Origin of the sequence: Hymenobacter terrenus, from assembly GCF_000972495.1 — a bacterium.
GTDB lineage: Bacteria > Bacteroidota > Bacteroidia > Cytophagales > Hymenobacteraceae > Hymenobacter > Hymenobacter terrenus.
Genome location: NZ_LATM01000005.1, coordinates 85,378 through 111,243, shown reverse-complemented (window position 1 = coordinate 111,243; position 25,866 = coordinate 85,378). Strand labels below are relative to the sequence as shown.

Here is a 25,866-nt window from a genome sequence, read left to right as displayed (position 1 = left end):
TTTCCAAGACAATGTTCTTTCCTATTTTTCTTTTTGAGCTGAAATACCGTCTCAAGCGACCGGCTACCTGGATTTATTTCATCTTGCTATTGCTGATGGGCTACCTGCTTGTGGGGCTGGCCGGTGGGCTGTTTGGATCGGGCATACAAATTGGCCTGGGCAGCGACGGGCAGACTGATAAAATCAACTCGCCTTTCTCAATCACGGTCATCGTGAGTATCATAAGCGTATTCGGCGTTGTCATTGCCTCCTCGCTGATGGGTAACTCGGTATATCGCGACTTTGAGCACCGCACCCACCCGCTGTTCTACACCACCCCCATCACAAAGTGGGGCTATTTGGGCGGGCGCTTCCTGGGGGCGTACGTGATAGCAGCGCTGGTTTTCAGCGGTATTGGCCTGGGTGCGGCATTGGGTGCTACGTTGCCCGGCGTCGAATCCGACCGCTTTCTAGCCTCTGCTCCGGTGGGCACCTACTTCTGGCCTTTCTTGGTGATAGTACTACCCAACCTGTTTTTCACGGGGGCCATTTTCTTCACGGCCGCTACGCTCAGCCGCAATATTCTCAGCACCTACATTGGGGCCGTGTTGCTGCTCGTTGGCTATATTATTTCCAGCGCTTTCACCGTGGATATTAAAGACGAGTACCTGGCCTCGGCCCTTGATGCGTTCGGCCTTGGCGCTCAGACTCTCACGACGCGCTACTGGACTTCGGCCGAAAAAAACACGCTCCTGCTGCCGCTCAGCGACTACGTGTTGCTGAACCGCGCCATATGGGTAGCCTTGGGTGCCGGGCTGCTAGCCTGGTGCTACGCGGGCTTTCGCTTTTCGGCTTTCGCCGCCGACAAAGCGCCCCGCAAATCGAAAAAAGCGGCGCAGGCCCTCGACCGTGACACGTCTGCGTTGCCCGATAACGGCGGTTTGGGCGGAGCGCTGGCTAGCCTGCGCCTGCCCAAAGTCCAGCAACTGTTCACCAGTAGCATGCACCGCAGCCAGTGGTGGAGCCTCACCAAGCTGGAGTTTCGCGGCATCGTGCGGAACGTGTATTTCGCGGCCATTGCCGGTGCGGCCGTGATTGTGCTACTATCAACTGCCTCGCAGGCCGGCAAAACGTTTGGTACGACTACTTATCCCGTTACGGCCGTGGTATTAGGCCTGTCGCGGGGGGCGTTTTCCTTGTTCTTGTTCGCCATCATCGTTTTTTACAGTGGTGAGCTGGTGTGGCGCGAGCGTAACGCCAACGTCAATCAAATTGCCGACGCCGTACCGGTGCCCAGTTGGGTGCCCTTTCTGAGCAAGCTGAGCGCGCTCTGCCTTGTTCAGGCGCTGATGATGGTGGTAGTGCTGCTCAGCGGCCTCATCATCCAAACATTCAAAGGTTATCATCACTACGAAATCGGCCTTTATCTGGAGGTGCTGTTTCTCTACCGCTTGCCCTATTTAATACTGATGTGCGTGCTGGCCATGTTCTTGCAAGTGCTCGTGAATAACAAGTACCTGGGCTTCTTCGCCATGATAGTGTACTACGTGGCCGACCTTTTCCGTGGGCAGTTGGGCTTCACCCACCGCCTGTTCAGCTACGGGGGCGACATCGTGCCGGGCACTTACTCCGACATGAACGGCTACGGCCACTTCCTGCCCGCATTTTGGTGGACCAAGCTGTTCTGGATTGGCATCGCGCTGCTTTTTGTGGTGATTGCCAACTTGCTCTGGGTGCGCGGCACCGACACCGGCCATCGCCTGGCCGAGGCCCGGCGGCGGTGGGGCCTGGGCAACCTGACCACGACCGGCGCCGGCTTGGTGCTGGCCGTGGGTGCGGGTGGGTTCATCTTCTACAACACCAATGTGCTCAATAAGTACTGGACACCCAAAGCGCAGGAAAAGGTACGGCTAAGCTACGAGCAGCAGTACCGCCGCTTCAAGGACGTGCCGCAGCCACGCATTGTGGCCGTGCAGATGAACACCGACATCTACCCCAAAACCCGCGCCGTGCATTTTCAGGGCCGCTACATGCTGGTGAATAAGCACGCCGAGGCACTCGATTCGGTTATTGTGAATTTAGCACCGCAGAACAACCCGCGCCTGCGCCAGCTGGCCCTCGGGGCACCGGGCCAGGCCACGCTCGCCCTCAACGACAGCACACTGGGCTTCCGCCTCTACCGGTTGGCAAAGCCGTTGGCTCCCGGCGACTCGCTGTCCCTGGCCATAACCGTGGACTATCAGGAGCGCGGCTTCCCCAACGACGACTCCAACACCGACATCGTGGATAATGGCACCTTCATCAACAACAGCTACCTGCCCAGCCTGGGCTACAGCGAAGACCAGGAATTGAGTGAAGACCAGGACCGCAAAGACTATGGCCTCAAGCCCAAGCCCCGCATGGCTAAAGTCAACGACCTGAAAGCCCGGCAGAATACTTATTTCAGTAACGATTCCGATTGGATACGCTTCGAGACGACGGTCAGCACTGAGGCCGACCAGACGGCTGTCGCGCCTGGTTATCTGCAAAAAGAGTGGGTGAAGGATGGCCGCCGCTACTTCGCCTACAAGATGGACCGGCCGATGCTGAATTTTTACTCCTACGTGTCGGCCCGCTATCAGAAGTTCACCGACCAGTGGATAGACTCGGCCGGGCAGCGCACCATTCCCATCACCATCTACTACCACGCCGGCCACGAGTACAACCTTAAGCGCATGGCCGCTGGGGCCAAGGAGGCATTGGCTTACTGCTCGAAGAACTTTTCGCCCTACCAGCACCGGCAACTGCGCATTCTGGAGTTTCCGCGCTACCAGACCTTCGCCCAAAGCTTCCCTAATACGGTGCCGTTTTCCGAAGCGATTGGCTTCGTGGCCGACGTGGATGACAAAGACCCCGACGATTTGGACTATCCATTCTACGTGTCGGCCCACGAAGTAGCGCACCAGTGGTGGGGCCACCAAGTTGTCGGTAGTAACGTGCAGGGCAGCACGCTCATGTCCGAAAGCATGGCCGAATACTCGGCCCTGATGGTGATGCGCCACCACTACGGCGCGACGGCAATGGAGCGCTTCCTCGAACTCGACATGAACCGCTACCTCAGAGGCCGTAGCTTAGAAAAGAAAAAGGAAGTACCCTTGGCCTTGGTCGAAAACCAGCAATACATTCACTACGGCAAAGGCTCGGTAATAATGTATGCCCTGCAGGACTATATGGGGGAGGCCCGCCTGAACGGCGCCTTGCGCGATTACGCGAAAGCCGTCGCCTTTCAGGCGCCGCCCTACACCAATGCACCCGAGTTTATCGGCTACATCCGCCGGGCCGCTCCCGACACTTTGCAACCCCTGCTAACGGACCTTTTCGACCGCATCACGCTCTACGACAACCGGGTGACGGCCCCCGCTACGGCCAAAAAGCTGCCCGATGGTCGCTACCAAGTCAGCTTCACAGTCAAAAGCACTAAGTTCTACGCCGACTCGCTGGGGCAGCAGCATCCCGCCTCGCAGGAGCAAGACGAATTTCCGGTGGCTATTTTCCCCGAAATCGGCAAAGACAAGCGCCCTCCCGCGCCTTTGCTGCTCGTGAAGCAGCGCCTGCGCGCCGGCGAAAACAAGCTGCAATTCATTGTAGCTCAAAAGCCTGCCACCGTAGCCGTGGACCCCTATCACGAACTGGTAGACCGCGACCTCGACGACAACACCAAGGATGTGAAGCTATAGCACTAGGCATAAAAAATCCCCGGTTCATTCGGCCGGGGATTTTTTTATGTTTTAGTTGAAGCGGTGAATCATAAGCCTATCAGCCCGTCCTACTGAGCGGAGCCGAAGCATTTCGCGTGCAGCAGTAATTCAATCGTTACACCATGCGAGCGAGATGCTTCGGCTCCGCTCAGCAGGACCACGTTTTTATTTGCTTGAATAACTAATGTTGCTGTCCACTCCGCTGTGAGCGAGTGGTAATCGGAAGATACTACACGCTTTTATTGGCGAGATGGGCCGTTCTTATGCGGGTTGCTGCGCAGTGGATTCGGTCGTTTCGGGTTGGCGCATCCAACCCATGTTGCACCGGCTCTTCATCTGCTGGCGAAATTTTTCGCGGGCCTCGGGGCTAAGGTGCTCCATGCGGCCGGCCATGCGTTGCTGCCAGGCCTTGCGGCGCCGGGCCCAGCCGCCGGGCCGTCCGCCCCGGAAGCTACCCAGTAAAATACGGCTGAGGATAAGCAAGCCCAGTGTCTGCCCTAAACCAATCTGGGGTAAGTGGAACAGTTCGGGCATCAGCCAATTCCAGAGTGCTTGGGTGGTGAAAATGGCGGCAATGACGAATAGCGCTGCAAAAATAAAAAAGCGGAGGCCGCGAAGCAGCCAGAATTTACGGTCCATAATTCTTAAATGAATGAGGAGATGTAATGATGTGAACGCTAACTACAGGTAGATTAAGGAAAAGTATTTGCAACGGTGGAACATATTCACCGTGCAATTTACCTTTACATCTTCCTAATTAGCACCGCGGCACACCAAGAAATCAATCGGTGAATAACTCGGTGTACAGCTTCTGTAGCCGTTTGCGAAGGTGCAGCACAGCGTAGTGCTTACGCGAAATCAGCGTTTTGAGGGGTACGCCGGTTTCTTCCTCCATTTCACGGAAGGTTTTGTCTTCCAGCTCATGCCACACAAATACCTGACGCTGAGCAGCCGGTAGTTCGGCCAGCGCTTCAGAAAGCGCGTCCATGAGCGTTTCGCGCAGCAGGCGGTTTTCGGGTGAGTCGTCGGGGGCTGGCAGCAGGTCGGCCAGCAGCAGGCCTTCGCCGTCGTCGGACGCTTCAGCCGCGCCAAAAGCCGCTTCTAAGCTCACCGGCCGCTTGCGGCGGTAGAGGTCGGTGATGCGGTTGCGGGCCACCCGGAAGAGCCAGGCCGCGGCCTGTTCTACGGGCTTAAGCAGCCGGTAGCTTTCAACGAGTTCGGCGAAGACGTCTTGCAGGAGGTCTTCGGCCTCTGCTTCGTCGGGGATGCGGCGCCGGATGAACTGCAAGAGCCGGGGCCGCTGCTGCCGCACGGCGTCGGCAATCTGGCGGTCCTGCTGACTAGCCGTCATCGGAGCCGGAGCAAAAGAGGAGGGGAGCGAAAGAGCCATGGTTTTCATTCTGAACAAGCAGACGCTGGCTCATCTAAATTACTTTAACTTTTGTAGCCCAGACTGAATAGTCCTGGCCCGGCCCGGCTGATAGCAGGGCCTACTCACGTGGCATTGTGGGCCACAAATTTCGTGCTACGGTGCACGCCACGGAAATTCAGCCCCATTTTTTCGTTTTTCAGGATACCTTTGCCTACTTAATCGCAGCCGGGCTTCCCCACCCGCTTTTTCGTTGTTGCCTCGCATGGACCAAACCATCCCCCAAGTCATCCGCACCGTTCCGCTGCAGTATTACGTTTTTTTCGCCTCGGCTCTGTTCGCCATCGGCGTCACGGGCGTGCTGGTGCGGCGCAATGCCATCATCATTTTCATGTGCGTAGAGCTGATGCTCAATGCCGTGAATATCCTCCTGACAGCCTTTTCGGCCTACCGCGCCGACCCCAACGGCCAGGTTTTCGTGTTTTTCATCATGGCCGTGGCCGCCGCCGAAGTCTCGGTGGGCCTGGGCATTATCGTCATGATTTATCGCAACTTCCAGACCACCGACGTCAATCTGCTTAGCCGGTTGAAGTGGTAATTCAGTGCTTGGTGTCGGGGTCTTACAGTACTGAGACCCCGACACCAAGCACCCGGCACCAAGCACCAAGCACTAACCCGCATGCAAGAAACCGTTCTCCCCAGCGCTAGCGCCCCCTATCCTACGATACTCTACGTACTGATTCCGCTGTTGCCCTTTTTGGGCTTTTTGCTGAATGGGCTGCTGAACAGGAAGCTTTCCGGCACTGTGGCCGGACTAATTGGCAGCGTCACCGTCCTGGGTTCGTTCCTAATTTCGGTGATGCTGTTCCTGAATTTTCAGTACCAGTACACCGTGCAGCTCTTCGACTGGATTACGGTCGGCTCGCTGCAAATTCCCTTCCAGTACCAGATTGATCAACTCAGCCTGATTATGCTGCTGCTGGTTACCGGCGTCGGCTTCCTCATTCACGTCTACAGCATCGGCTATATGCACCACGACGAGAACGTGGGCAAGTTCTTTAGCTTTCTGAACCTGTTTATCTTCAGCATGCTGCTGTTGGTGCTGGGTTCCAACTTTGTTATCTTGTTCATCGGCTGGGAAGGTGTGGGCTTGTGCTCCTACCTGCTCATCGGCTTCTGGAACAAGAACACCAACTACAACAACGCCGCCAAAAAAGCCTTTATCATCAACCGCATCGGTGACCTGGGTTTTCTGCTGGGTATCTTTCTCATCTATCTCACATTCAATTCAGTGCAGTACGCTGAGGTGTTCCAGAAAGCCTCACTCGGCGAGTTTGGGACCTATAGTGTCGGCATCTGCACGGCTATTACCTTGCTGCTGTTTGTCGGTGCCATGGGTAAGTCAGCTCAACTGCCGCTCTACACCTGGCTGCCCGATGCCATGGCCGGCCCCACGCCGGTTTCGGCCCTAATCCACGCGGCTACCATGGTCACGGCCGGCATCTACATGGTGCTGCGGGCCAACGTGCTGTTTACCCTCGCGCCTGAGACGTTGCAAGTAGTGGCCATTGTGGGAGTGGCTACGGCTTTGTTTGCCGCCACTATCGGGTTGGCGCAGAACGATATCAAGAAAGTGCTGGCTTACTCCACGGTGTCGCAGCTAGGTTATATGTTTTTGGCCCTGGGTGTGATGGGCTATTCTACGGCTTTGTTCCACGTTCTCACCCACGCCTTCTTCAAGGCGCTGATGTTCCTAGGGGCCGGCTCAGTTATTCACGCCATGAGCAACGAGCAGGACCTGCGCCGCATGGGTGGCCTGCGTAAAGCCTTGCCCATTACCTTCCTCACATTTCTCATCGGCTGCCTAGCCATTTCGGGCATTCCGCCGTTCTCGGGCTTTTTCTCCAAAGACGAAATCCTGAGCCACGCCTATGAGCACAACAAATTGTTGTGGGCCATGGGCTTGCTCACGGCATTCCTTACGGCCTTTTACATGTTCCGGCTACTGTTCCTGGCCTTCTTCGGGGAGTTCCGCGGCACCGAGGAGCAGAAGCACCACCTGCACGAGTCGCCCGCGTCGATGACGCTGCCGCTGATTGTGTTGGCTATTCTGGCTGCCGTCGGTGGCTTCATGGGCGCACCGATGTTCACCGGCGGCCACCACTACTTGGCCGAATATTTGGCCCCGATTTTCACCTATTCTCGGGGCATCTTACCGGCCGCCTTCAATGCCGAGCCCGACCACAATACCGAACTGATGCTCATGGGCCTATCGGTGGCCGCGGGCTTACTGGGCATTATTCTGGCCTACGTGCAGTATGTGGCCCGCGCTCAGCGCCCGGCCGAAGACGAGGCCCAGCGTTCGGCCCCCGAGAGCCTAGTGTACCACAAATACTACATTGACGAGCTATATAATGCGCTGTTCACGCAGCCCATTATGTGGCTGTCCAACGGCTTGTTCAAGTTTGTTGAAAACGGCATTATCAACCCCGTCGTCGGTGGTTTCGGTCGCATCGTGAACGGCGGTGGCCAACTATTACGCTACGTGCAAACCGGCGCCGTGGAAACCTACCTGATTCTAATGGTAATCGGCATCGTGCTGATTCTTGGCCTGAACTTCGGGCGTTTCTAGCACCTTTTACCGGATATCAAAAAAGCCTCATTGCATCAAGCAGTGAGGCTTTTTAACGTTATAAATAGACTAGTAAATTAACCGCTGCTTCTCATTTCTTCACCAAGGGAGGCTCACTCTATGGAAGACACGTGAGATTTCGCCCATTAGGCGCTTGCGCCAAGACTTTTATCGCCTGGCCGCCAGCACCGCCCGGTTCTGGATGCCCCAGGCCTGAATGGCGTCAATCACAGGCTCTAATGACTGGCCGCATTCGGTAAGACTATACTCTACGGTGGGGGGCACAGTGGGGTAGGGGCGGCGGGTCACGATGCCGTGTGCTTCCAGTAGTTTCAGCTCCTTAATGAGCATGCGGGCGGTGATGCCCGCCACGTCGCGCTCCAGGTTTTTGAAGCGCAAAGTGCCGTGCTGCAACAGGCTGTGGATGATGGCAAACTTCCATTTTCCCTCTAGTACATCTAGCGTTTCGCGGAACGGACAGTCCAAAACGGGCTTTTCTTTCTTGGCGGACATAATTTATATGCTTGGGTATGAGCAAAGATTACACGTGCGTCTCTAGTATACATCGGTGTAACTACTTGCAAATGTATACCGACGGTGGGACCTTTGCTAAGAAATTTAAATAAACACAATCTGACATGCCTCAATCCGTTCTGCACCGCGCCGATACTCGCGGGCACGCCAACCATGGTTGGCTTAATTCTTACCACACGTTCAGCTTTGCCGGCTACCACAGCTCCGACCGGATGCACTTTGGCGCGTTGCGCGTGCTGAACGACGATACCGTGGCTGGCGGCATGGGCTTCGGTAAGCACCCGCACGACAATATGGAAATCATCTCTATTCCCTTGTTCGGCGATTTGGAGCACCAGGACAGCACGGGCCGCCAGGCCGTCATCCGCGAGGGCGACGTGCAGGTGATGAGCGCTGGCACGGGCATCGCCCACAGCGAGAAAAATCACAATCCTGATAAGGAGGTGAAATTTCTACAAATCTGGGTGTTCCCTAACCAGCGCAATGTGGCTCCGCGCTACGCTCAACAAAGCTTTAAGGCCGAAGACCGGCGCAACAAACTGCAGCAAGTATTGTCACCTTCACCCGACGACGAAGGCGTATGGATTCACCAGGACGCCTGGTTTCATCTGACTGACTTAGATGCCGGCGTGAGCCTGGAGTACGCTTTGAAACAAGCTGGCAACGGCGTATACGCCTTTGTGTTGGAGGGCAACGTGACAATCAACGAGCAGGCGTTGCATCGGCGCGATGGTCTGGGCTTGTGGGAAGTTGAGAAACTGACCATCAAAGCCGATGCTACGGCTCAGCTTTTGCTAATGGAAGTACCGATGTTAGGTTAGCAAGGAGGACATATAAAGCACCTCTTTTTTTATGTCATTATTACCTGATTATCAATAATTTTATTTGTGCGCTTTGCAAGCCTGCTTTGCAGATATAGCAACTTTTTTAGATAGATGGGGTATAGCAGCACATCCGTCGCTAGCTGAACGGCCAGCGGCGGATTCACGCCTCTTTTACATCCCACTATTATGCACTTAAAACCTCAACTCCTGCGTAGTCTCGCGTTGGGTGCGGTAATGCTCGGCATGGCTGCCCCGCACTCGCAGGCCCAAACCCCCGATAAAAAAACAGCCATCAGCCTCTTTGGCAGCGGCTACCAATATAAGGGCAACTATGGCTCTTATTTCTGGGACTGGTCCAACACCAACGGCGGCCCCGGTATCTCCTTCAACCGCTACCTCACGTCTGGCCTCGACTTGGGCCTGCAGTTTGGCTACGCCGAACTGAAAGGTAATCAACCCACGAATGCACAAAACGTATTCAAAACTAACGTGGTGCATGGCAATTTAGCCTTCAAACTGAAGCTGAATAACGGTTGGGCGCTGAAGGAAGATGCCGTAATTCAGCCCTACCTGACCATAGCACCGGGCCTAGCTTACCTGAGCCGGGAATCTACATATCGGGGTGTTACTTCCGATAGAAATTCTACGGCTTTCGACCTGTTCGGCGCCGCTGGCATCAATTTCCGTCTTAGCGACGGGGTTGGCCTTTTCATTCAGACTGGGCAGCACATTCCATTTGGTGCAAACATTGACGGTGACCTCGTTCGTGACGAAAATCGCATTGACGACCGATATCTGCAACACTCTGCGGGCCTGACGTTTGCCTTCGGCAAAATGAAGGACGAAGACAAGGACGGCGTGTCTGACAAGAAAGACAAGTGTCCTGGCACGCCCGCCGGCGTAGCTGTAGACCCCACTGGTTGCCCGCTCGATAAAGACGGCGATACCGTGCCGGACTACCAAGACAAGTGCCCCGACGAGAAAGGTGTGGTAGCACTGGAAGGCTGCCCCGACCGCGATGGCGACGGTGTTCGTGACGCGGATGACAAATGCCCCGATACACCCGGCAAGGCCGAGCTGGGCGGCTGCCCCGACGCTGATGGCGACGCTGTAATTGACCAAAACGACAAATGCCCCGGTACCCCCGCTGGCGTGGCCGTCGATGCCAGTGGCTGCCCCTTGGATAAGGACGCCGACGGCGTGCCGGACTACCAGGACCGTTGCCCCGACCGCCCCGGTCCCGCTTCGAACAAAGGCTGCCCCGAGGTGAAAGCCGAAACCAAGAAGCGCCTATCGGAAGCGACCAAGTTCATCAATTTCGAGTTCAACAAGGCCGTACTGCTACCCAGCTCGTACCCTACGTTGAAGGACCTCGCCGCCGTGATGGCCGAGTACCCCGACTACACGCTGAGCATTGCCGGCCACACCGATAGCAAAGGCGCCGACAATTATAACCTGCGCCTTTCGGATGACCGTGCTGCTTCGGCTCGTACCTACATGCTGAGCCAAGCGGTGCCCGCCGAGCGCATCGTGTCGCATGGCTTCGGCGAAACCAAGCCGATTGCCGACAATGCCACGGCTGCTGGCCAGGCCCAAAACCGCCGCGTCGAGTTCGACCTCTACCTCACCGGCGACCCCAACGCCGCCGAAGTGAAGTATGGTGCAGCCCCGACCATCGCCCCCGAGCCGGTGAAAGCCGCCCCGGTGAAAAAGGCTCCCGCCAAGAAAGCCCCCGCCCGCAAGGCGCCGGCCAAAAAGGCACCGGCCAAGCGCAAGTAGGCCGCCCACGCGGCAAGCGCTAAGCAAGAAAAAGGCCCGCTCGATGAGAGCGGGCCTTTTTTGTGAACACGTGAAGCGTGCTGATGCGTAAACCCACAGGTGCCCTACAACACCGAATATGTGACGGCCAAGTAATACAACCCGCCCACGCTGGGCCCGCCGAGGTACGACACGTAATACTGGTTCAGCACATTGCTGGCACCTAACTTGATGCGCAAATTGGGCGTCGGCACGGCATAGCTGAGCTGGGCATCAAGGGTGCCGTAGGCGGCCACGTTGCCACTCACGAGGAAGGTTTGGGAATAGTAGCCTTTCTGCCAGCGGTAATTGAGGCCGAAGCCGAAGTTGCGATAGGCGTTTTCATTGTCCAGGCTCAGGTTATAGGCCCAGCGTGGGGTGTTGAAGCCATCTTCGAGGCCGTCACTGTTTTCGGTGCGGTCGAGGCGGGTGCAGGTGGTGTTAGCGCCGACCAGATAGCCGCCCGCGAGTTCGTAGCGCAGGCCGAGCGAGCCCCCGTAGTTGTACACCTTGCTCTGGGCGTTGGTCCAGAGGCGGTAGCGGTTTTGGGTGGTTCTGCTGTTGAGGTAGATAGCCGAGGAATCAGGGTTCAGGGTTTTGGGTACATAGGCTTCGACCTGGGCAATGAAGTCGCGGTAGGTATTATAGTAGAAATCAACATCGACCAGCAGCCGGCCGTCGGGCAGCAGCACCGCTTTATAGCCCAGCTCCAGCGAGGTGATACGCTCGGGGTTAAGATAGGTGTAGGGATTTTTCACCAGCAAGCGTTTGTTCTGGGCAATAGCTTGGTTTTGAATAGAATGCCTCTGAGTTGCGGTGGCGTTGGCGGGCGTATTGGCATTCATATAAGCCGTGTTGGCCGCTACGAAGGCGTCGATGCTGGTGCGCAAGTAGCTATTTTCAAATACGCCGTCCGACATCACCCGCAGCCCACCGATGCGCTTCACTTGCCCGCTGTTGACGTTTGAGAAACCCTCAAACAAGCTGGGGAATCGGTAGCCGCTCTGGTAGCTCAATCGAAAATTGGCGCGCTGCCCGGGCGAGTACACCGCCGTAAAGCGCGGGTTGAATCTGGTAGTGAAATAATCGTTTTTGTCGGCGCGCAACGTAGCGGTAAGGCGGATTTTCTCGGCCAGCAACCGGGCGCTGGCTTGCAGGAAGCCACCGGTTTTGCCGTAGGTCAGGTTGCTGAACGGGTCCTGGCCTTTTTCGGGATTAATGAAGTAATTGCCATCCGGTACCACGATGTAGGTGCGGTGGTCGGCGCCGGCCAGCAGGTCAACGTTGCCCGGGAGCCAGCTCTGGCCGCCTCGGCGCAGGGCCTCGGTAATATTGATCTGGCCCTCGGCATGTACCAAATTGGCACGCACGCGCAGGGCCGCGCCCACGTCCCAGTTATTGATGTTCTGCACGGCCGCCAACTGTTTCCGAAACTGGGGCGTGCCGGGCTGCGGGCGGCCGGCGTCGGCGGTGGTGCGGGCGGTGGCGTGGGCCTGCGCCACGGTTTGGCCGGACTGGGTAGCCGCATTCCAAGCCGTGGTGTAGTCGCGGTTCCACACCGCATCGGGCTTGAAACCGCGGTCAATGTTCTCGGCGGCCGAGCGTAGGTTGTAGCTCTGGCCGGTATTTTCCCGGGTGAAATAGGCCCGCACCTGCACCACGGAATTGGTGAGTTGCAGAGCGTGCTGCCGCAAGTGGTAACCCTGCAGCTGAAAGCGGTTGGAGCGCTGGTACACGTTGTCGAAACCCGCCATGCGGTAGGTATAAGCCAACTCAGTGCCGGGAGCCAGCTTGTAGTGCAACGCAGCGTCGGCCTTGAGGGTGCGCAGGTGATAGTCGACTATGTGTTGCTCGTCGTAGCCGGTGCGTGCCACCTGGTAGTTTTTGCCCCCCAGGCTCAATGTGCTGCGGTTCGACGACTCGTTGCCGTAGCTGTTCACGGGGTCGCGGGCAGGGTTGGCGGCTCCAAACAAGCCAGTATTGGCGTTGCCGTTGGGGTTGATGTCGGTCTGGTCGTTGGCTACCCAGTCGTAGCCGCGCAGGTAGCTGCCGTTGACTTTAACCGCTAGCTTTGGCGCCAGAATTTTAGCGTAGCGGAGGCTGGTTTCGGAGAAGAGCTTGGCCGCACTGTTGGGGCCGCCGACGTGGTTGACGCCGGTTTTTTGCTGCACTGTCAGGCCCTCCGAGGTGAAAGGGTTTTTCGTTTGAAGATTAGCCAGGCCATTGATAGCATTGAGCCCGTAGAGCGCGGCGGCCGTGCCCGGCACAATTTCCACCGAGCTAATATCTAAATCACTCGGCCCCAAAGCATTCCCAATGGGCCCACCGATGTGCGGTGCCTGGTTATCAATGCCGTCCACGAGTTGGGCGAAGCGCACATTGGTAGTATTGGTGAAGCCGCGGGCGTTGATGACTTTAAAAGCCAGGCTGCTGGTAATCACTTGCACGCCCTTGAGGTGCTCGATGGCATCGAAAAACGACGGCGCCGGCGTGAGCCGTAGGGCCCGGGCATTAAGCTTCTCTACCGTCACCGGCGATTGCAAAAAGCTTTCCTCAACCTTGGAAGCCGATACAACGACTTCTTCTAAATCCACTTTTTGGCGGGTCGTGTCGGGGGGCGCCACAGTCTGGCCGTGGGCGGTGAGCGCCCCCAAAATTGCCGGAGACAGTGGGAGAAATGTGCGCGTGAGTAGCCGTGGCAGCATAATCGGGAATGATTGATGATAAACCATTAAACTCCCAGCTTCAGGGCTGGGCGGCTACCACGCGCAGGGTTTGCACCTGGCGTACTCACCGGCCCATTTTCTTTTCGTCGGGCACAATGATTTGGTAGGGGCCAGCCGTGGCGGGCCGAGGTTGGCCGTCGCAGCGGTCAGCCAGCACGATGGTGTGGGTGGCAAAGCCGGGGTCCAACTCAGCCAGAGCAAACACGGCGTGGTAGCCGTCGGCGGCGCTTGCGAGCAGGTAGTGCGCCATGCCTTTGCCCGGTAGTTTCGAGCCAAGCTCGGCCCCAACGGCGGTCAGCACGTCGTAGAGGGCCACGCCGGAATAAGTGCGGGGCTTCCCGCCGTGGTCGGGCCGGGCGACTTGTCGGCGCGGCAGCTTAGCCAGCTCGGCGGGATTTATTCGAACGGTTTTGGCGAGTCCGACGCCGCTCACTTGCACCCCGGCCACTGTGGGCGTTTGGGCTTTAGCGGCAAGCGCCACACTCAGCAAAGCCGCCAGATAAAGCAGGCAGAAGCGGATAGGCCAGCTGGAAGCAGGAGTGAGAGACATCGAAGCGAGGCAGGTAGCGTTATATTCACAAAGATATAACGAGTCCTCGTTTGAGCGTTACGCGTTGATTGCCTGCGTCTCAGCGGCCATAAAGGCTTGAAAACGTTCTTGTAGTCTCCGGAAATCGGCGATGGCCGCGTGGCCAACTGCAGTTACTGTCGCGCCGCCACCGCGCGGGCCCCCGGTTTGAGTGCTTACCAGTGGGGTGGTAGCTTGGCCGTTCATGGAGCTCACCAAATCCCAGGCTCGCTTGTAGGACATGCCCATGGCCTGCGCTGCTTTTGTGATAGAGCCCAAAGCGGCAATGTGTTCCAGCAGTTCCAGCCGACCGAAACCGAGAAAGCGACCATCCTCGGTTTCGAGCCAGACGCGGCCATTGAGGCGATAGGTTTTGGTGGGAAGGAGCAGACTTTTCATGCAGCAAGTATAGCGCAAAGTAGCGCGGAGCCTTCGCTCCGCGTTGGGCCTAGGTAAAAGCAGTGCCCAACGTAGCAATAGTACCGTCCAACGCGGAGCGAAGGCTCCGCGCCACTTTGGGGGACAATTTGAGGGCAAACTTTGGGCACGACAGGAATCACACCAAAGCTAGCATTTGCCGGGCGTTGCCGATGGCCGAGGCGTCGATGTCATTATTAAAGTACAGATACGCTTCCTGCACGGCCGTTTGGGCCCGAATCTCATCGGCCACGCGGCGCAAAAAGCCTTCCTCATAAGGCGAGCGGTAGAGGTCGGGCACGCCGTGGAAGCGGTAGTAGAGCACAGGCGCGGTGGCCACCACAGCATCGGGCAGCTGCGGGTGACTTTGGCCGCAAAAGACGACGTTGCGGTGGGCGAGCGCCTCGTACACCTCGGGGCGCCACCAACTGGGATGCCGGAATTCGAGCACATTGGCAAAGGCCGGGTCGAGGCAGTCGAGGATGCGAGTCAGGCGGTCGGGGTCGTAGGCCAGGCGCGGTGGCAGCTGGAAGAGAACGGGTCCCAGCTTTTCGAGCAGGCCGCGGCCGGTGGTGTCGTAAAAGTCGCCCAATAATTGCTGCACGTTGTTGAACTGCTTATAATGCGTAATGAGCTGGGGCGCTTTCACCGCGAACTGAAAATCGGGCGGACTGAGGGTGTACCAGTTTTCCAGAAATGAGAGCTTGGGGAACCGGTAAAAAGTCACGTTCAGTTCTAGCGTGCGGAAGTGCTGGCTATAGTACTCAAACCACTGGCGCATGGGCATTTTCTCGGGGTAAAACGCGCCGCGCCAGTGGCGGTAGTGGTAGCCGGAGCAGCCGATATGGAAAGTTGCCATGTTTCCCCCAACGATGAATTAAGGCCTTACGTTGGGGCCTCGCCGGCCGGCAACTCCTGCATCGGCCACGCATTCTCCACCCCGATGGCGCCAATGCCGCTGTTGAAGTACAAATACACTTGCCGCACGTGCTGGTTGGCTTTGACTTCGACTTCTGCTACGATACGCGCCAGTAAAGTCAGGACTGTTTCGGGCACGCTTTGAAAGCGGTAAGCAAGTTGCGCTCAGTTCCAGAGTGCTGAACTATGCGCAAGCCAAGCGCTGCTCCGATGGCTCACTGGCACCCTGCTGATGATAGGGCGGCTGTTACCACTGCGCTGCAACACTGAGTAGGAAGCTATGTCTATGCACCAGCCACAGTGTTACCTTTCGGCTGCGGCACCTTGTCGTTTCGGTTCTCTTTGCATTCCCGCGTATGAAAAAACTGCTTCTTTCCGCCACACTTCTGCTTGCTGCCGCCGTGTCCCAAGCCCAGGATGTCCAGTATAAAACGCCGCCCAAAGCCATTCAGGACCTGCTGTTGGCGCCACCCACGCCGCGCGTCAGCCTGTCGTCTGACGGCCGCATTATGGCCCTGCTGCAAGTGCAGGATTTTCCTACCGTGGCCGAGCTGGCCCAGCCCGAACTGCGCCTCGCCGGCCTGCGCTTCAACCCGCGCACCAACGGCCCCAGTCGGGTAAGCTACGCCGTGGGCATCAAGCTCAAAAAGCTGCCCAACGGGGTCGAAACCGAGGTAAAAGGCCTTCCCGCGCAAGCCCGCATCAGCGGCGTGAACTGGTCGCCGGATAACAAAACCATGGCCTTCGCCCTCACCACACCCGGTTCGGGCACCGATGGCCGGGTGGAGCTGTGGGTTGCCGACGTGGCCACGGCCACCGCCCGCCGCCTGCTGGCCACTCCCTTGAACGAGGCCTTTGGTACCTCCTTCGAATGGGTATCGGATAGCAAGACCCTATTGGCCCGCACCGTGCCGGCCAACCGAGGTACTGCACCCGCCGCCACGGCCGCGCCCACCGGCCCGGCGGTGCAGGAAAGTGGCGGCGGGAAAAAATCTGGCGCCCGCACCTACCAGGATTTGCTGAAAAACCCCGCCGATGAGCGGTTGTTCGACTATTACGCAACCTCGCAGCTAGTGAAGGTGAGCCTGGTCGACGGCAGCGCCCAGCCTCTGGGCCAGCCGGCCGTGATTCAAACCAATTCGCCCTCACCCGATGGCAAGTACGTGCTGCTCCGGGTTCGCCAGCGGCCTTATTCCTATACGTTGCCAGTCAGCAGCTTTTCGCAGCGAATCGACGTGCTCGATTTGGCTACCGGTGCACCCGTGAAAACCGTGGCCAACCTGCCCCTTGCTGATAACGTGCCCACCAATTTCGACGCCGTGCCCACCGGTCCGCGCAGCCATGCCTGGCGGGCCGATGTACCCGCTACCATTTACTACGTCGAAGCGCAGGACGGTGGCGACCCCAAAGTCAAGGCGGACACTCGGGACAAGATTTACACCCTGCCCGCGCCTTTTAGCGGTCCGGCGCAAGAACTCGCGGCTCTGCCGCTGCGCTATGCGGGTCTCACCTGGGGCAATGAGAAGCTGGCGCTTGTGGACGGCTACCGCTGGGCTGACCGCCACCTCAGCACCTGGCAGTTGAACCCCAGCGCGCCTACTGCGCCACTCACCGCGCTCTACGATGGCTCGTCGGAAGACACCTACCACCTGCTCGGCACGCCTTATGAGCACCGCAACGCGCAGGGTAAATTCGTGCTGCTAACTGGTGGGCCCACGGGCCAGAGCATCTATTTTCTAGGAGATGGGGCGTCTCCCGAAGGCGACCGGCCGTTCGTGGATGAGCTGGATTTGACTACCAGGAAAACCACCCGTTGGTGGCGTTCTGAGGCGCCATTTTACGAAGTGCCAGTGGCTATTCTCGACGCCACCGGCAAGCGCCGCCAGCTACTCACGCGCCGCGAGTCGCTCACCCAAAACCCCAACTACTACCTGCGCGACGCCAGCAAAAAGGGCAAGCCAACGGCGATTACGCGCTTTCCTAACCCCTACGCAGCCTTTGGTGGCAGCTTCAAAAAGCAGGTTCTGAAGTACAAGCGCGCCGATGGCGTTGACCTCACGGCGGACCTTTATCTGCCCCAGGATTATAAGAAAACCGACGGCCCGCTGCCCACTTTGATGGAGGCTTACCCCGTTGAGTTCAAAGATAAAAACAACGCCGGGCAAGTGAGCGGCTCACCCTACACATTTACCCGGCTGAACTGGGCCTCGCCGGTATTCTGGGTGACGCAGGGCTATGCCGTGCTGGCCAACGCCAGCATTCCAATTGTGGGCGAGGGCAGCAAGGAGCCCAACGATACCTACATCGAGCAGCTGGTGAGCAGCGCCAAAGCTGCCATCGATGAGGGCGCCCGCCTGGGCGTGGTCGACGCTGGCCGCGTGGGCGTGATGGGCCACAGCTATGGTGCCTTTATGACGGCAAATCTGCTCTCACACTCCAGCTTATTCAAGGCCGGCATTGCCCGCAGCGGTGCCTACAACCGCACGCTCACGCCATTCGGCTTTCAGGGGGAGGAGCGGACGTTCTGGCAGGCACCGGAGGTATACAATGCCATGTCGCCGTTCAACTTCGCCGACAAAATCAAGACGCCCATCCTTCTCATTCACGGCGAGGCCGACAACAATTCCGGCACATTTCCCATTCAGAGCGAGCGGTACTACGCCGCCCTCAAAGGCCAGGGTGCCACTGCCCGCTACGTGGTACTGCCCGCTGAAGCCCATAGCTATGCCGCCCGCGAAAACCTGCTCCATATGCTGTGGGAAATGGATTCGTGGCTGAATAAGTACGTGAAGGCGCCTGCGCCCCAGCCCGCTAATTAGCTGATTGTCCGGGTATGCTATTCAGTGAATGTATAATGCCCTGTATGATATTAGCTTCGGCGTGACTTTCGTGCAACTGCTTGAGCTGCCTGCGAGGACTTTGCAAGTTCGGACCACGACCGATTAACCGCAACCAATATTGTATGGTCGAGTAAAACAGTGGACCGGCGGCTATAGTAAGTCGCCGGTTTTATTTCAACGTGTTACACTCGATGATGCTTTCCAGAACCTTCTTTTGGGCGGGCCTGACGCTGCTGGCCGCCTGCGGCGGCCCCAGCAAGCAAGAAAAACAAGAAGCCGCCGCCAAGCTGCCAGCCCAGACGGTGACTACTCCGGCCGCCGACGTCGTGAACCTACCCGCGCCTTACGCCACCAAATCGGTGACCAAGCGGGTGGATATTTTGCCCTGGCCCGCCGGCAAAACGCCCACCGCGCCCGCCGGCTTCAGCGTGACCGAATACGCCGGGCAACTAGAGAGCCCACGCTGGATTTACGTGGCCCCGAACGGCGACGTGCTGGTGGCCGAGGCAAGCACCATCCCGATGACGATGACCAAGAAAGTGGCCGCCGAGCTGAAACTGGATAAGTCCCGCTCGCTGCGTTCGCGCAGTGCCAACCGCATTACCTTGTTTCAGGACGCCAATAAGGATGGCAAACCCGACATCCGTACCACATTTCTGGCCAACCTGAGCCAGCCTTTCGGCATGCTGATATTGGGCAACAACTTTTACGTGGCCAATACCGACGGCATGCTGCGCTTCCCGTACCAGCCCGGTGCCACTACAATTACTGCCTCCGGCCAGCGCATCCTCAACCTGCCCAAGGGTGGCTACAACAATCATTGGACCCGCAATCTGCTGCCGAACACTGATGGGTCCAAGATTTATATAACGGTAGGTTCCGGCAGCAACGTGCAGGAGCACGGTGCCGAAAACGAAGTACGCCGGGCCAATATCCTCCAAATCAACCCTGACGGTACGGACGAGAAAGTCTACGCCAGCGGCCTGCGCAACCCCGTAGGCCTGGCTTGGGCGCCTGGTACCACCACGCTCTGGACGGCCGTGAACGAGCGCGACGAGTTGGGCGACGAGCTGGTGCCCGACTACCTCACCAGCGTGCGGGAGGGCGGTTTCTACGGCTGGCCCTACGCTTACTACGGCCCCAACGAGGACCCCCGCCGCAAAAACGAGCGGCCTGATTTGGTGAAGAAAACCATTGTGCCCGACGTGCCCCTCGGCGCGCATACCGCCTCATTGGGCCTCGCTTTTTATGATAAAACTGCCTTCCCCACCAAGTACCACGGCGGTGCCTTCATCACTCAGCACGGCTCTTGGAACCGCACAGCTTTCTCAGGCTATAAAGTAGTATTCGTGCCCTTTGCCAATGGCAAGCCCAGCGGCCCGTCTGAAGATTTCCTCACTGGTTTTCTGGTCGGCGGCGACTCCAAAGACGCTTATGGTCGCCCCGTAGGCATCGCCACACTACCCGACGGCTCCCTGTTGGTAGCCGACGACGCGGCCGATAAAATCTGGCGGGTGAGCGCGAATAGATAATATTGATTGTGAAAACCGTTGTAAATCGTGGCTTACGTAAATTGAGGCTTGAAAACCGGGCAGATTAAAAAAGCACCTTTTTTGATCTGCCTGAGTCGCTGTTTTACCTGTGCAATACCATTGATTTGCAGTTAATAATTTCAGTAGCTTAAGTTCTGATAAACTTATTAATGATTGACAAAATAGCTTGGTTACACCTGCTCGATAGGCGGTTGTTGAGTACCCGTAGCCGTGGTAAAGACTGTTATTACATCCCCGGCGGCAAGCGCGAGCTCGGCGAAACCGACCAGCAAACCTTGCTGCGTGAAATCAAAGAGGAACTGACCGTGGACCTGGACCCGACCAGCTTGGTGCATATGGGTACGTTCAGTGGTCCCGCGCACGGGCATCCCGAAGGTGTATTGGTGCGCATGACCTGCTACCAGGCGCATTATACTGGCAACCTGCAACCGGCGGCGGAAATTGAAGAAGTGGCTTGGCTCACCTACCGCCACCGCGCTGAAGTATCACCCGTGGATCAGCAGATTTTTGATTGGCTGAGAGAGTCGGATTAGCTGGCCGAATAGGGGCAGAGCTATTTGCTCTTGAACTTGTTGCCGCGCCGGGCGCAACCTTTCGAGCGAGAAATTTGCCTTTGCCATTATGCCATGGTCGCTTCCCGGCTGCGCCGTATCTTGTAGGGCCCTCAGTTGGAGCGCGATGCTGGCTAAAAATGGCCATTTGGTAAAGTACAATGCTCACTAAATTTCAAGTCATGAGAAGTTTTTATGTCGCGTCTGTCGCGTCAGCAGCTGTGTTGATGGGCGCCACCGCTTACGCTCAAGCCCCCATCAAAACCCTGCCTTACCCACAGACGAAGAAGGTTGACACCGTGACGACCTACTTTGGTACCAAGGTAGCCGACCCGTTCCGCTGGCTGGAAAATGACCAGGCACCCGACACCAAGGACTGGGTGCAGCAGGAAAACAAGGTGACCCAAGGCTACCTGACTCAAATTCCCTTCCGCGAAACCGTGCGTAAGCGCCTCGAAACCCTGTGGAATTACGAGAAATACAGCGCGCCCTTCAAAGAAGGCAAGTACACGTATTTTTCGAAGAACACTGGCCTGCAAAGCCAGTCGGTGTTGTACCGGCAGGTGGGCGCGGGTGCCCCGGAAGTGTTTCTCGACCCCAACAGCTTCTCTAAAGACGGCACTACATCGCTGGCGGGCATCAACTTCACCAAAGACGGCAGCCTGGCCGCCTACCAAATTTCGGAAGGCGGCTCCGATTGGCGCAAGGTGATTGTGCTGCGGACAGCCGACAAGTCCATCGTGGGCGACACGCTGAAGGACGTGAAGTTCTCCGGCCTCGCCTGGAAAGGCAACGATGGTTTCTACTACAGCAGCTATGACAAGCCCAAAGCCGGTAGCCAGCTAGCTGGCCTGACGCAGCTTCACAAGCTGTTCTATCATAAGCTGGGTACTCCACAAGCCACTGATAAGCTGATTTTTGGCGGAGAAAAAACGCCCCGCCGCTACATCGGCGCCTACTTAACGGAGGACCAGCGCTTCCTCGTCATCTCCGCAGCCAACACAACTACCGGCAACGAGCTGTACTTCCAGGACCTGAGCAAGCTTGGCAGCGCTATTGTGCAGGTGGTAGACAATGAGAAGAATAACGTTGATATTTTCGACAATGTGGGCAGCAAGCTTTACATCTTCACTAACCTGAATGCGCCTAACAACAAGGTGGTGACCGTGGACGCCGCCAACCCCAAGCCCGCCAACTGGAAAGACCTCATTCCCGAAACGCAAAACGTACTGAATGTATCGACCGGCGGCGGCAAAATATTTGCTAATTACCTGAAAGACGCCACTTCACTGATTGAGCAGTACGACATGGCCGGCAAGAAGGAGCGGGCCATTGTGTTGCCGTCGGTAGGCACGGCCGGGGGCTTTGGCGCCAAGAAAGAGGAGAAGGAAACCTACTACACCTTCACGTCTTACATCTACCCGCCCACTATTTTCAAGTACGACATCGCCACTGGTAAATCGACGGTGTATAAAAAGTCCGGCGTGCAGTTCGACCCCACCAAGTATGAGTCGAAGCAGGTGTTCTACAACTCTAAGGATGGCACCCGCATTCCGATGATTATCACCTATAAGAAGGGAGTGGTACTAAACGGTAAAAACCCCACGCTGCTCTACGCCTACGGCGGCTTCAACGCCAGCATAACGCCCGGCTTCAGCACCGCCAACATCGTGCTGCTCGAAAACGGCGGCATCTACGCCGTGCCCAATCTGCGTGGCGGTGGCGAGTACGGCGAAAAGTGGCACCTGGCCGGCACCAAGCTTCAGAAACAGAATGTGTTTGACGACTTCATTGCCGCTGCCGAGTACCTCAAAACCAATAAGTATACCGATACCGACCACCTCGCCATTTCGGGCGGTTCCAACGGTGGCTTGCTGGTGGGTGCTACCATGGCCCAGCGCCCCGACCTGTGCAAGGTGGCGTTCCCGGCCGTGGGCGTGATGGACATGTTGCGCTACAATAAGTTCACGGCTGGCGCCGGCTGGGCCTACGACTATGGCACCGCCGAAGACTCCAAGGAGATGTTCGACTACCTCTATAAGTACTCGCCCTACCACGCCCTGAAGCCCGCCAGCTACCCCGCCACCATGGTCACCACCGCCGACCATGACGACCGAGTGGTGCCCGCCCATTCTTTCAAGTTCGCCTCGCGCCTGCAGGAAACCCAGCAAGGTCCGGCCCCGGTACTCATTCGCATCGAAACCAAGGCTGGCCACGGCGCCGGCCGCTCCACCGCCCAGGTCATCGGCGAGCAGACCGATAAATGGTCCTTCATGTTCCAGAACATGGGCCTGACGCCCTACCAGAACAACTAGCGCAGTTCGCCGTGCGGGTAGCGCCGCCCTGCGCCGAATACCAACTCAGTCGATTTGCCAAGCCTGAAAAGCCTGCTGGTGCCAAAGAGCGCTAGCAGGCTTTTTCGCCTGAAAAATAACTTGAACACGGGGCGCTATAATCTCAGCAATGTGGGCTGGTTGCTGCTCTGCTTATCCTTATTGATGCAGGAGTCAGGCTATACCTTGACTGAATATGGTCGAAAAGCAGGCTATAGGAAGGATATTTGTAGTCTCAATTGCCACTCTACCATGCTACCCATCCCTTCTTTTGTCGAACAGTTTTTCCGGAACCCGGCCACGGTAGGCTCATTGGTGCCCAGCTCCCGCGAGCTGACCGACAAGGTAATGGAACCCATTGACTTTGCTACGGCCCGCTGCATTGTGGAGTATGGGCCGGGTACGGGCGTCTTTACCGATATTATTATTCAGCGGCGTAGGGCGGAGACGGTGGTGGTGCTGGTTGAAGTAAATCGCCGGTTCAGCCAATTGCTGAGGGAACGGTACTCGGGCCAGCCCAATGTTCACGTCATTCATGGTTCGGCAGATGAAACTGGGCAGTATTTGCAGGCTATGAATGCGCCTCGGGCCGACTATGTGGTGTGCGGCCTACCGTTTTCGTCGTTGCCCCGGCGGCAAGCCTGGCGCATTCTGGCGCACACCCAGCAATTGCTGCTACCAGTCGGCACACTCATTCTGTTTCAGTATTCGCTACGAAATACGAAGCTGTTTGAGAAGTTTTTTCGGTTGCTTAGTCGCGAGCATGTACTGCTGAACCTGCCGCCCGCGCACGTGCTGGTTTATGCGCCGTTGAGCTAGCCAATGGTGTCTTAAAATGAACGTGGGGCTTGGCTGATACAGCACCGTGACGTGTGACGGCCAGGCTTTAAGCCCTGACGCACCAACGTGCTGAAAATCATTTTCATTATAAAGTGTGTCCGAAGAACCATTTACGGGTAAGGAACCGTATACTGCGACCCTGTTTTCGAAATAACTGAAAAATTTCGAGTAAGTTATGAAGTAATCGAATTGTTAAGTCGTCTTGGCTGGGAGATGGGCCGCCCAGTCAAACAAGCTTAACTAGATGAAAAAAACATTAGGTGCCGAACCTGTTATACCCTCCCCGAAGACGGAAAAGTATCCTGGAATTTACCCTAAGCTTGTTGCCTTGAACGAAGCCCGATTGCAACAAATACATTTACCTGGGCATCGATAAGAAAACCACATGAAACAACAACAACCATGGCAAATTGCCCCTGCAGAAGGTAAACTAGGCATTTTGCTGCCCGGCATGGGGGCCGTCGCGACCACTCTGATTGCGGGGGTACTTTCCGTACGGAAAGGGGGCTCGCAGCCCATTGGCTCACTCACCCAGATGGGTAATATTCGCATTGGTAAGCGCACCGCGAACAACTACCCCAAAATCAAAGACTTCGTCTCGCTGACTCCCCTCGAGGATATTGAGTTTGGCGGCTGGGATGTGTACGAAGACAACGTATACCAGGCCGCCGTGAAAGCGGAGGTTCTCGACGTTCGCCTGCTCGATACCATCCGGCCGGAGCTGGAAGCGTTGAAACCGATGAAAGCGGCGTTCGATAAGCACTACGTGAAGAATCTGGACGGCACCCACGTCAAGACCTACATCACTAAGTACGACCTGGCCGAGCAGCTGATTGAAGACATCCGCAACTTCAAGGCCACGCGCGATTGCAGCCGCTTGGTGATGGTGTGGTGCGGCTCGACGGAGCTTTACCACGAGATGTCGGAGGTGCATCGCACGCTCGCCGGCTTTGAGGAAGGGTTGCGGAGCAACGCCTCCAACATCGCGCCCAGCATGATTTACGCCTACGCCGCCCTAAAGGAAGGCGTACCGTTCGTGAACGGTGCTCCCAACCTGACCGTCGACGTGCCCGCTCTGCTGGAGTTGGCCCAACTCACGGGCACGCCCGTAGCCGGTAAAGATTTCAAAACGGGACAAACCCTGATGAAAACCATCTTGGCACCCGGCCTCAGCGCCCGTGCGCTGGGGGTGAAGGGCTGGTTCTCTACCAATATTCTGGGCAACCGCGACGGCTTGGTGCTGGACGACCCCGATAACTTTCGCACCAAGGAAGTGTCGAAGCTCAGCGTGTTGGAGGATATTTTTCACCCGGAAGTCAACCCCGAGCTGTACGGCGACATGTACCACAAGGTGCGTATCAACTACTACCCGCCGGCCGGCGACAATAAGGAGAGCTGGGATAACATCGACATCTTTGGCTGGCTGGGCTACCAGATGCAGATTAAAATCAATTTCCTCTGCCGCGATTCCATCTTGGCGGCGCCGCTGGTGCTAGACTTAGCCTTGTTCATCGACTTAGCTAAGCGGGCGGGCATGAGCGGCATCCAGGAGTGGCTATCCTTCTACCTGAAATCACCGCAAACCCCTCCCGGCCTGCGGCCCGAACATGACATTTTCAAGCAGTTGGTGACGTTGCATAATACGCTGCGTCAAATCATGGGCGAAGAACCCATTACCGACTCGGTTCCCGACGAGTACCAGGATGCGACCGAAGCTTTCTAAGAAAGCGTCCCATGTTTAAGGTAATAGCCTCAGTATCGGGAATCGGGTACGTGAAAGGAGGGGGCACGGTGGCGGCCGTTGCCTGTTGCCTGGCCTTGTATCTGGCCCGCACCAGCGGCGTTACCGTGCATATTGTTCCAGCAGGCCTGCTCACCGCGGGCCTGCTGGCCTTGGGCACCCTGGCGGCCCAGCAAGTTGAGCCGCTGTGGGGGAAAGACAGTTACCGCGTGGTAATTGACGAAGTAGCCGGCATGTGGATTAGCATGCTGTTGGTTCCAATTACGGGCCCCCACTTGCTGGCTGGGCTCGTCCTTTTTCGGTTTTTTGATATAGCAAAGCCATTGTATATCAAATCAATGGAGAAGCTGCCCGGCGGAGTTGGCGTCATGATGGATGACGTGCTGGCCGGGGTTTATGCCAACATCCTGCTGCAAGTAAGTATCTACCTCAATCTTTTTTAGCTGTCAGTTGGTTGTTGTCAGCTGTGGCGCTTAAAGTATGCTGACTGACAAGAGCTACTTGAAA

General features: G+C 57.1%; 20 protein-coding genes. 12 read left to right on the top strand and 8 right to left on the bottom strand.

Annotated features, from left to right (window positions below; all coding sequences use genetic code 11):
* Window positions 1-11 precede the first annotated feature (11 nt).
* Window positions 12-3,695, top strand: coding sequence for an ABC transporter permease/M1 family aminopeptidase (locus tag WX88_RS09770; protein WP_046244178.1), 3,684 nt, complete (start codon window positions 12-14; stop codon window positions 3,693-3,695).
* Window positions 3,696-3,977: 282 nt separating this feature from the next.
* Here WX88_RS09770 and WX88_RS09765 read toward each other — a convergent pair whose 3' ends face one another.
* Together WX88_RS09765 and WX88_RS09760 are read right to left on the bottom strand one after the other, a co-directional pair.
* The gene (locus tag WX88_RS09765) at window positions 3,978-4,355 is read right to left on the bottom strand and encodes a hypothetical protein (protein WP_052732535.1); all 378 of its coding nucleotides are present in this window, start codon (window positions 4,353-4,355) and stop codon (window positions 3,978-3,980) included.
* 142 nt (window positions 4,356-4,497) lie between these two features.
* Window positions 4,498-5,106 (bottom strand): RNA polymerase sigma factor, encoded by a 609-nt coding sequence (locus tag WX88_RS09760; protein WP_082115963.1) that lies wholly within the window; start codon window positions 5,104-5,106, stop codon window positions 4,498-4,500.
* 244 nt (window positions 5,107-5,350) lie between these two features.
* Here WX88_RS09760 and nuoK point away from each other — a divergent pair, with 244 nt between their 5' ends.
* Together nuoK and nuoL are read left to right on the top strand one after the other, a co-directional pair.
* Window positions 5,351-5,683 carry an NADH-quinone oxidoreductase subunit NuoK gene (gene nuoK / locus WX88_RS09755; protein WP_046244176.1) on the top strand — a complete coding sequence of 111 codons (333 nt, stop codon included), beginning with the start codon at window positions 5,351-5,353 and terminating at the stop codon, window positions 5,681-5,683.
* An 81-nt stretch (window positions 5,684-5,764) separates the two neighbouring features.
* Window positions 5,765-7,717, top strand: a complete 1,953-nt coding sequence (nuoL, locus tag WX88_RS09750; RefSeq protein ID WP_046244175.1) for an NADH-quinone oxidoreductase subunit L — start codon at window positions 5,765-5,767, stop codon at window positions 7,715-7,717.
* Window positions 7,718-7,885: 168 nt separating this feature from the next.
* Here nuoL and WX88_RS09745 read toward each other — a convergent pair whose 3' ends face one another.
* Window positions 7,886-8,230 (bottom strand): winged helix-turn-helix transcriptional regulator, encoded by a 345-nt coding sequence (locus WX88_RS09745; RefSeq protein ID WP_046244174.1) that lies wholly within the window; start codon window positions 8,228-8,230, stop codon window positions 7,886-7,888.
* 125 nt (window positions 8,231-8,355) lie between these two features.
* Here WX88_RS09745 and WX88_RS09740 point away from each other — a divergent pair, with 125 nt between their 5' ends.
* Complete coding sequence (locus WX88_RS09740; protein WP_046244173.1) at window positions 8,356-9,072, top strand: pirin family protein; 717 nt, start codon at window positions 8,356-8,358, stop codon at window positions 9,070-9,072.
* Window positions 9,073-9,261: 189 nt separating this feature from the next.
* A complete protein-coding gene (locus WX88_RS31975; protein WP_077068273.1) occupies window positions 9,262-10,854 on the top strand; it encodes an OmpA family protein in 1,593 nt (530 codons plus the stop codon).
* Between the two features lie 104 nt (window positions 10,855-10,958).
* Here WX88_RS31975 and WX88_RS09730 read toward each other — a convergent pair whose 3' ends face one another.
* The 5 genes from WX88_RS09730 to WX88_RS29960 all read right to left on the bottom strand — a co-directional run bounded on the left by WX88_RS09730 (window position 10,959) and on the right by WX88_RS29960 (window position 15,639).
* On the bottom strand, window positions 10,959-13,577 hold the full coding sequence (locus WX88_RS09730) for a TonB-dependent receptor (RefSeq protein ID WP_082115947.1): 2,619 nt from the start codon (window positions 13,575-13,577) through the stop codon (window positions 10,959-10,961).
* Between the two features lie 85 nt (window positions 13,578-13,662).
* Window positions 13,663-14,148: a hypothetical protein gene (locus WX88_RS09725; RefSeq protein ID WP_052732533.1), complete on the bottom strand. Its 486-nt coding sequence runs from the start codon at window positions 14,146-14,148 to the stop codon at window positions 13,663-13,665.
* Window positions 14,149-14,205: 57 nt separating this feature from the next.
* Window positions 14,206-14,565: a winged helix-turn-helix domain-containing protein gene (locus tag WX88_RS09720; protein ID WP_046244171.1), complete on the bottom strand. Its 360-nt coding sequence runs from the start codon at window positions 14,563-14,565 to the stop codon at window positions 14,206-14,208.
* A 157-nt stretch (window positions 14,566-14,722) separates the two neighbouring features.
* The gene (locus tag WX88_RS09715; RefSeq protein ID WP_046244170.1) at window positions 14,723-15,442 is read right to left on the bottom strand and encodes a DUF72 domain-containing protein; all 720 of its coding nucleotides are present in this window, start codon (window positions 15,440-15,442) and stop codon (window positions 14,723-14,725) included.
* A gap of 26 nt (window positions 15,443-15,468) precedes the next feature.
* Window positions 15,469-15,639, bottom strand: a complete 171-nt coding sequence (locus WX88_RS29960) for a hypothetical protein (RefSeq protein ID WP_156176043.1) — start codon at window positions 15,637-15,639, stop codon at window positions 15,469-15,471.
* Window positions 15,640-15,857: 218 nt separating this feature from the next.
* On the opposite strand from WX88_RS29960, the gene WX88_RS09710 reads away from it, so the two are divergent.
* From WX88_RS09710 to WX88_RS09680, 7 genes are all read left to right on the top strand, one after another.
* Window positions 15,858-18,320 (top strand): S9 family peptidase, encoded by a 2,463-nt coding sequence (locus WX88_RS09710; RefSeq protein WP_046244169.1) that lies wholly within the window; start codon window positions 15,858-15,860, stop codon window positions 18,318-18,320.
* A 215-nt stretch (window positions 18,321-18,535) separates the two neighbouring features.
* Window positions 18,536-19,873, top strand: coding sequence for a PQQ-dependent sugar dehydrogenase (locus WX88_RS09705; protein WP_046244265.1), 1,338 nt, complete (start codon window positions 18,536-18,538; stop codon window positions 19,871-19,873).
* A gap of 170 nt (window positions 19,874-20,043) precedes the next feature.
* Window positions 20,044-20,427, top strand: coding sequence for an NUDIX hydrolase (locus tag WX88_RS09700; protein ID WP_046244168.1), 384 nt, complete (start codon window positions 20,044-20,046; stop codon window positions 20,425-20,427).
* Window positions 20,428-20,627: 200 nt separating this feature from the next.
* Window positions 20,628-22,760, top strand: a complete 2,133-nt coding sequence (locus tag WX88_RS09695) for a prolyl oligopeptidase family serine peptidase (RefSeq protein WP_052732559.1) — start codon at window positions 20,628-20,630, stop codon at window positions 22,758-22,760.
* A gap of 270 nt (window positions 22,761-23,030) precedes the next feature.
* Window positions 23,031-23,597 carry a class I SAM-dependent methyltransferase gene (locus WX88_RS09690; protein WP_046244166.1) on the top strand — a complete coding sequence of 189 codons (567 nt, stop codon included), beginning with the start codon at window positions 23,031-23,033 and terminating at the stop codon, window positions 23,595-23,597.
* 406 nt (window positions 23,598-24,003) lie between these two features.
* Window positions 24,004-25,341 (top strand): inositol-3-phosphate synthase, encoded by a 1,338-nt coding sequence (locus WX88_RS09685; protein WP_046244165.1) that lies wholly within the window; start codon window positions 24,004-24,006, stop codon window positions 25,339-25,341.
* Between the two features lie 11 nt (window positions 25,342-25,352).
* Complete coding sequence (locus WX88_RS09680) at window positions 25,353-25,802, top strand: phosphatidylglycerophosphatase A family protein (RefSeq protein ID WP_046244164.1); 450 nt, start codon at window positions 25,353-25,355, stop codon at window positions 25,800-25,802.
* Window positions 25,803-25,866 lie beyond the last annotated feature (64 nt).